Below are 7,977 nucleotides of genomic sequence, written 5' to 3'. Positions count from 1 at the left end.
TTTCGTGCCGAGACCGGTCTTTCGAATTCTGGGAGTGATTCTGGGATTGGGCGTCGCGATAGCACTGGTTTTAGCAATTACTCTGGTACCTATCTTTTTCTCGTTAATGGCAACGCCGAAGGTCTCCCACGACAGTCACCTTAAATGGGGCGGGAAAACAGTTCGTAACCTGACAGATGCTTGCGCGATGATAGGAACCCGGTGGCCGTGGATGACTGCCTTTAGTTTCGCTTTGATCATAGGTGTCTGCTTTTACGGAATTAGTAAAATTCAAATTGAGACAAATTTGCAGGAGCGCCTAAGCGAGGACAACCATATCCGTGTGGCGCAGCGCTTTATCCAGGATAATTTTTCGGGAACGAATATTGTTGATGTTTATCTTACGCAGAAAAAGGGTGACGGAAGTACTCTCTTGACACCTGAGCTACTGCAAAAGCTTGAGGAAGCAGCGCGGGTGCTTGAGGAGCGAGCAGAGATTGACGCCGTTTACAGTATTGCTGATTTATTGAAGACTCTGCACCGGGAGATGCTGGCGCAACCAAACGCGTCACTCCCGCAGACACAGGAACTGGTTTCTCAGTACTTGATGCTTTTCGAGATGTCGGGTGGGGAAGGTTTGGAAACGGTCATCAGTGATGACCGTGAGCAGATTCGTGTGAGTGCAAGGCTTTCGAGTGCGAACCTCGTTCAATCAGGCTCTGTCGGAGATGATATGGCCGCGGTGTTCGAAGAGTATCTAGGCGATAAAGCGCAAGTGGAAGTAACGGGCATGAGCTACCTCATGGGCCAATGGATTGAGTACATTGTTGATGGTCAGAAAAACGGTTTTTTGTTTGCAGTCATCGTCACGACCTTGATGATGTGGGTCTGTTTGAGGTTACCTGCGGCGGCGCTGATTTCGATGATTCCTAATTTGTTACCCATCATTGTGATGGGGGGCTTTCTAGGCCTGACTGAGAAATTTGTCGATTCTGATACAATGGTGGTTGCCATGATTGCCATTGGAATCGCAGTCGATGATACCATTCATTTTCTGACGCGTTTTCGGATGGAAGCCGCGCGGAGCTCAACCTTAGATGAAGCGATTACAAGAACCTTCGAGTACACGGGTCGGGGTATTGTAAAAACCACCTTGATTTTGTGCTTGGGTTTAATGCCCTTTAATCTAAGCGACTACTTAACCACGCGGATGATGGGGACGCTTTTGCCGATGACATTGGTTGTCGCTTTGGTGGCTGATTTGTTACTCGTCCCTGCGCTTTTGAAGATTCGCTTTTTGAGATTCCCGATAGGGGAGTCAGCTAAGCCTGTCCTTTAGGCCTGTGCTCTTTTGTCCCACATGTGGGTGTATGTGTCCGATAATAGGAACTTTTTTTGAACCCGCAGTGGATTAATGTTGCAAGGTGTATGCGCGGGTGCCATCATATTCTACATAAGTGACCAAACTCACTCCGCAGTGTTAAGACCTGAGATTGCTTTGCAATTCTCGCCTCTTGGGGGAGGAATGTCTGCGACTTGTCGGAGGTTCGTATGGAGCAGCGTCGTCTGCATTGGGCTCTACCACCATGTGGGAGCCAGCTTAGTAAAGAGGACTGTCAAGATGACGCTTTGCGTTGTTCTCCAGTTCTTCGTTCATTTACCGCATCTCGTGAATCTCGTGTTCATAAACGAGCAGACCTGGAAGTTCATCTCGAATTTCTTAAGGCCCAATTTCGCGAGGAAAGTTCCACCAATCTTTAAATGGAGTTGTCTATGAGTTCCCATGTTTTACCTCCCCCGGTTCCAGAACTAGATCAAAGTATGGAGCGCCCGAAACTTTGGGTGATTGAAGATGAGCAAGAGCTAAGCGAGCTTGATGTCACTGAAGATGGAAGCATCTTAAATAGTGAACAAATCAAAACACGCTATGTAAATCCAGGTGCCTTGGATGCCGCAGTAGCCTTATGTGGAGTTCCTACCGGGGATTCTATCAGTCGTAACAGTTTCTCTGGAAGTAAGCCGGAAGCTAGAAACGATAAGCTCTTGGGTGAACTGTTTCAGGTAAAAGGGGGCCGCGGAACAGGTATCCCCACCCACTATGGTGAGACAACCAGTAACCTCGTTCGTGAGAGTAACCGTATGAATACGGGGCAGCTGGTTGCTGGAGTGCGTCTCGTGCGTCGGCGACGGTTGCAAAATGCGGTGCTCGCTTTCAGTGCAGTGGCTTCTATGACCGTTATGCTGGCCATGGTGACCCTCTAAAGAATGATTTCTCTTTCTTAGTTTTCATGATTTCGATGGGCAATGATCCTCTAATGGCCTAGCCCGACTTGCTTGAATCTCAGGTCTTACCTAGCATGTAGGTGAAAGACTAAGCCGACTTTTACCTCGTCGGTTTTGATACAGGGCATTCGAATGAGTAATGACTTTATTGGGAACGTAAAAGGTGAGCCGAGCGATGGTGACCGTAAGGTCATTCTGGTTGCCGATGATTCCCACTTGGTTCGCTCTATCGTCGTTCAAAGCCTAAGATCTGAGTTTGATGTTCTACAAGCCGAGAACGGTCGCCAGGTTTTGGATATCCTACAGACTCGAACAGTTGATTTATTGATCTTGGATCTCGCCATGCCGGTGATGGATGGCCGAGAGACACTCAAGCTGCTTCGAAAGTCGGGTAACGGCACGCCCGTTATTGTACTGACAGGCGAGGTCCGCACGTCGGTTATCGGCGAAGTCTTGATGGAAGGCGTTGAAGATTACGTTTTGAAGCCCGTGACCCCAGCTGAAATCAGACGCAAAGTTCGGGTTGTATTGAAGCTGGAAACTGAAGAGATCGACCGCCCGGAGTCGGATATTCTTTTGGTAGATCCGGTTCCCGTTGTGGCAAAGAAACTGAAGCGACATCTCCCTAGAGATATCGAGATAAAGCAGGCGCATGATTTCTCAGCTGCGGTTGAGGCATGCCGTGCGTTTAAATTTAAAGTCATTCTGGTTGATATGCAGATTCCGGAAATTGGCGGTGCGGGTCTTGCCTCGCAGCTGCGTATTCTTCAGCCTGGTATATCCGTATTTGGGTTGTATGTTCGCGACATCAATACCGGCAAAGCCGACGTCTTACATAACGGCTTTGACGGCCACCTGTTTAAGCCTTTCGAGTCGAGTAGAGTTAAAGAGTTACTGAAATCGAATCTGGGGCGGGCGGTTGCGGAACCGGTCAGCGTTGAAGCCAACAAGATTATTTTGAACGATTACCCACGACCTAAGGAGCAGCGCCAAGCCTATGCGGTACGTCTGAGACAAGAGTCGATCGATGGGGTGAAGATCATTGCGGGTGCATGTTTTGAAACGGTGATTCTCGATTTATCCATTCCTCCGCCACGCGAAATTTTATTGAGCTACTTGGTTTATCTCCACCGCGCTTGTTCGAATATCGGACTATCCATTTTTGTGGTGGCGGATGACGAGGTTAAAAACCTTATCAAGACAACAGGGGATACAGCCTCATTGGAAGTCTTTGAGACTCTGCCAGAAGCCGAGGCTCGGACCGCAGAGATTGAAGAATTTGAAGAAGACGAAACAGAAGAAGACGAAACAGAAGAAGACGAAACAGAAGAAGACGAAACAGAGTAAGACTGCCTGAGACTGGCCGTCCTCTAGTCGTTAAGCTGCATGCCGTGCAACACACCCTTTAAATAAATAAGAATACTTGTCGATGAGGCCGCGCTGATGGTTTCCTTGCCATTAAACAGAACACGCATATGTCCCTGTTTACCTGGCTTAGGACCTACTTTGATGTCGATGTGGTATTTGGATTTACTACCGATAAGCGCCAGTAGACTTTCCAATTCGCCTTGTTGTCCACTTGAATCAGTCATTGACTTAAGTCTAACCGATTTTGAGCCTGGGAAAAGCTCTCAGGTAATAAAATATGCGTGAATGTGCGTTCTTTCTCCGCAAACGACGGGTTCTTAGAAAATGGAGTTCTATAAATAGCGATTCGGTGGCTCGAGGCTGTGGAAGAATTTAAGAATTTAGTAAAAAAAAAGGGGCTCGTAAAAGCCCCTTTTTAATATTTACCACTCTAGATGGTTGGTTGCATCAACTGCAATCATTCACCAGGAACACCAGCAAGCTCATTTAAGAGGGTCTCGCCGTTGTATGTGTCGCCAGGATAGTCAGCAGCATTGAACTGGCTGCTGTAAACGTACTCAAGGTTTGAGCCTTTAGCGATACCAATCCAAGGGAAGTACATGGTTCCTTGTCCAATTGGGTACGCCCATACGTTTCCGAAAAGTGTTTCCCATTCAGGGTCGAAGAATACGTGGCTGTAATCTAGGTTGTGCTGGTCTGCGTACGACTTGCAAGTGTCAATGGTTGCAGGACCGTAGTTTAAATCTTGACCGATAACTTCAACCAAAGCGACTCCAGCTTGGTTGGCGTTGTCTAGGCGAGCCTTCGCGGTATCAGCATAAGCATGGCAAGGACCACACCAGTCGGCGGATGCTACAAACCAAACAGCGTCGACATTTTCGCTGCACGCAAGGCTGTGCATGTTTACTTCTTCGCCATTGCAGTTGGTCATGGTGAAGTCTGTGAGGTTTGCGCCAAGGCCTTGACCGTTGCCCGCCGCAACACATGTGAGCTCAGCTACGTCAGGAGCTGTTGCACCGGTAGTGTTTGGCGCATCTGGATCAGTGAATGTTCCAGAAGCCGTGGTGCTGCCGATGCACCAAGTTGCCCCGTTGGGAACAGGCGTCGATTCAAATGTGTTTTCTGCAATCGTTACTTCCGTTAGAACGACGTCTTTAAGTTCAACTGCTACAGTTCCATTTTCTGACAAAGTAATAGCAGTAATGTCTAGAGTGCCTGAGTCCGCATAGAACGTCTTGGTGCAATTAGCGCCGCCTTGGCAGCCTGAACCAATCAGAACACAAAGCGAACAGCTAGAGTAGTTGCCGCCTAGAGGATAACTGCCCGCCCCAGTTGGGCCATTGTAATTACCGCTTATGTAGCTCTCTACACGAATGATTGATGTACCATCGGCATTAGGAGCGACGAGGCTCCAGTAGTTGTCGGTCGATGCAGCTGCAGTCTGTGTACTTGCGGTAAAGCCGCTTTCGGTACAGTTGGAAGAAGCAGTGCTTGGGTCGCTGGCGTCAGCAGCATCACTTGCGTCTGCCGCGTCAGTTGCATCGGTTGCATCTGTTACGTCTTTTGAGTCGGTCTCGTCCGCACCACTGCATGCTACGGTGCCAATGGCCAAGAGGCCTGCAAGAAGCCAAATAGGCAGTCTCTGTGAAATGGTCATGGGGGGTATTCTCCAGGTTCAATAAAGTTAGAAGCACGAACCCTACAGGAGCGGAATTGAGAGGGGAAGGAAGAATTCGCAGTTTATTGGGACGTCTGTGGGGGGACGCATCATACATAAGTACGAACATCATCTAGAATAGCGAGGTACCAGAATACCCCGTTTTGACGCGCTGTGTCGCCTTCTGCGGATTTCGCTAACGAGAAAAGAGGCCTAATTTCAACCTCGTGCGAAAAACTTATAAAAAAAATGACAGAACTCAAGTGGCCTGCATCTAAGCCTGTACCGCACACGTAACCTCGCCGTGTTTCGAAGCCGAGGATGACATTTAAGTTGAAAGTTGGAGTGAGCATGGCCCAGTTCTCCCCCTATATGGTCACAGGCACAGTTGCGCCTCGTGTAAACCGAAACGTTAAATTCTTGTTATTAACGAATCTATTTCTACTTCTATTTTTGGTCACTGGCTGTGCTCAAGAAGGCGCTGACGGCTCTCGCGCTTGTTTTGATTCAAACGATTGTGCTCTCAACGAAGCGTGTGTTGATGATGCGTGCAGTTGCGCAGAGGGGTTCTCTGATTGTGATGGCGATGCCGCCAACGGCTGTGAGTTTGAAGGTGAGTGCCTGTGTCCCAGCTTGGGCCTGACGCAGACATGTTATGATGGGCCGACGGATACACTCGGAGTTGGAACCTGTGTGGCTGGAGAGCAAACCTGCACGCTCACCGGCTGGTCTGATTGCGAGCGGCAAGTGCTACCTGTGGCTGAGAGCTGTGACTCTGATGGACTTGATAACAATTGCAATGGAACGGTTGATGACCTGCCGGATGAAGATGGCGATGGGTACAGTGCATGCGACGGTGACTGTTGCGATAGCATTCTTGAACACTGTGCTGAGACGCCAGCTCTCGTTAACCCCGGAGCTTATGACGATCCAGAGAACGGGGTCGACGACGACTGCGACGGAACAATCGATAATGCTCCCTTGAACGATTGCGTACAGCCCATGACTCTTATGCAAACCGACGCAATCGGTTTAGCCAGAGCGATGGATATTTGTAACAACGTGAACCCTGATGGTTCAGGCTGGGGCTTGATGGCCGCAGAGATCACCAACGCTGACGGATCATCCGCCGTGAATGCGATGCAGATTGCAGTATTGCAGCAGCTTGGCGGAAAAGTTGATGCATTAAGAAATGGCTCGATGGCCGTGTTGTCGAGCGGACGTGCTCGTGGAGTAGGTGACCCAGGATTTGTAAACGGCGACACGAGCTTTGTTGCCGAAACAATGGACCCTTTTGAGACAGGTGAGGGCGGTGTTCAAGCTCCTACGGAATATGTTTCGCAACACAGTAATTCATTGCAAACGCTTCCGGAGTGCCCGTCTGGTGAGACATTGGTTCGTGATTCTGCTCGGTTGAGACTGCGTTTAAAAGTGCCATCGAATGCTCAAGGTATTCAGTTTAAATTCCGGTTCTTTTCTTATGAATACCCGGAGTATCTCTGTACTGAGTTCAATGACTTTTTCTTGGCCCTCTTAGACAGTGAGCATAATGCGATTCCGGTGGACCGAAACATTTCCTTTGATGCGGCCGGAAATCCTGTCTCCATCAACAACGCATTTTTCACATCATGTGAACCACTGGAGTGTTTTCAAGGACAGCAGGACGACCCAGGTACTTTCGACCCAGGCAACCCAGGCGACCCAATACCGCCCGGCGGGGAAGACCTCGGCAACGGTCCTCCTGCTTCATCGGGTGCTGATTTGAATATGGATGGGTGCCCGGACTCTCTGTCTTGCGATACGGCTACCAACTTGTGTGTCTCTCAATACGGTGCCTGTCCCGATACATCAGCTGATGTAGAGGCTTACCATACGGATGTGCGCCGCGCCGGGGCAACTGCTTGGCTTACTACAAGTGCCCCCGTGGTGGGCGGCGAAGAGATTCTCGTTGATTTCCATATCTGGGATACCTCAGATTCAAGCTTGGATTCACTGGTTTTGCTTGACCATTTTGAGTGGCTTCTTGAGCCCACTGAAGTGGTTACAAAATTCTAACCCAATCGTTCCTGATTTCATGGGCGGAATCAGGGCGAGGTGATCGCTTCGCGTAAAGATAGGAACAATCTGGCTGTGGATTGACCTGGCCCCTCTTATAAATTGGGCCATTTCCAAAAGTTTTTACGTGAAGCGGTTACCCTTCCTACGCAAAAGATCCCGTTTCATGCGCCTTCTCCGAGAATTTTATCCGGACCTTTAAAGCATGCGCATATTCTAAGATCTTGGTATTGTTGACCTTCGGGTTCTAAGTCTAGAGGGTTACTCGGGGGGTATATCTGCCGCCGTATCCATTGTGCCTACATGAGTCTTAAAATGAGATGAACGAAAAGTGTAGACGGATGATGTGCTAGGCATCTACACTTATTGTCTGGTCCGAGTGAAATGGGCTTTCGCTTTGCGACGTGGAACCAACATTCGGCTACGCCGCCTTATCAGTCACTCGGAATTTGGTCGCGGCTCCAGGAATTAGCTCCTGGAGCCGCGGTGCGGAGTAAAGGAGCTTTTGAAGCTCCTTTTTTTTTCACTCATGGATACGGAAAGATTGTTCGACTGGCTTCTCAGTAAGTGTGGGCTACCGCGCTTAAAACGTGAACGATTGGGATGCAGATTAATCAAACCCATACAATTGATAT

Annotated in this window: 6 protein-coding genes; 4 read left to right on the top strand and 2 right to left on the bottom strand. The window is 49.1% G+C overall.

The genetic code is table 11. The annotated features are described in order from the left end of the window. The 3 genes from HOK28_19850 to HOK28_19840 all read left to right on the top strand — a co-directional run. A partial coding sequence (locus tag HOK28_19850; protein ID MBT6435360.1) for an MMPL family transporter occupies positions 1-1,318 on the top strand: 1,318 nt, incomplete at its 5' end. A gap of 434 nt (positions 1,319-1,752) precedes the next feature. Beyond that, positions 1,753-2,241: a hypothetical protein gene (locus HOK28_19845; GenBank protein MBT6435359.1), complete on the top strand. Its 489-nt coding sequence runs from the start codon at positions 1,753-1,755 to the stop codon at positions 2,239-2,241. A 153-nt stretch (positions 2,242-2,394) separates the two neighbouring features. Beyond that, positions 2,395-3,609, top strand: coding sequence for a response regulator (locus tag HOK28_19840; GenBank protein ID MBT6435358.1), 1,215 nt, complete (start codon positions 2,395-2,397; stop codon positions 3,607-3,609). Between the two features lie 23 nt (positions 3,610-3,632). Here HOK28_19840 and HOK28_19835 read toward each other — a convergent pair whose 3' ends face one another. Together HOK28_19835 and HOK28_19830 are read right to left on the bottom strand one after the other, a co-directional pair. Continuing rightward, positions 3,633-3,854 (bottom strand): hypothetical protein, encoded by a 222-nt coding sequence (locus HOK28_19835; GenBank protein ID MBT6435357.1) that lies wholly within the window; start codon positions 3,852-3,854, stop codon positions 3,633-3,635. A 233-nt stretch (positions 3,855-4,087) separates the two neighbouring features. Then, complete coding sequence (locus tag HOK28_19830; GenBank protein ID MBT6435356.1) at positions 4,088-5,287, bottom strand: redoxin domain-containing protein; 1,200 nt, start codon at positions 5,285-5,287, stop codon at positions 4,088-4,090. A gap of 351 nt (positions 5,288-5,638) precedes the next feature. Between HOK28_19830 and HOK28_19825 the strand changes: the two genes are divergently transcribed. Then, a complete protein-coding gene (locus HOK28_19825) occupies positions 5,639-7,342 on the top strand; it encodes a hypothetical protein (GenBank protein MBT6435355.1) in 1,704 nt (567 codons plus the stop codon). Positions 7,343-7,977 lie beyond the last annotated feature (635 nt).

It is taken from the genome of Deltaproteobacteria bacterium (genome assembly GCA_018668695.1).
In the GTDB taxonomy this organism is placed as follows: domain Bacteria; phylum Myxococcota; class XYA12-FULL-58-9; order XYA12-FULL-58-9; family JABJBS01; genus JABJBS01.
Note: the sequence above shows the minus strand (reverse complement) of the source record. Positions and strands in the feature narration are given on the sequence as shown.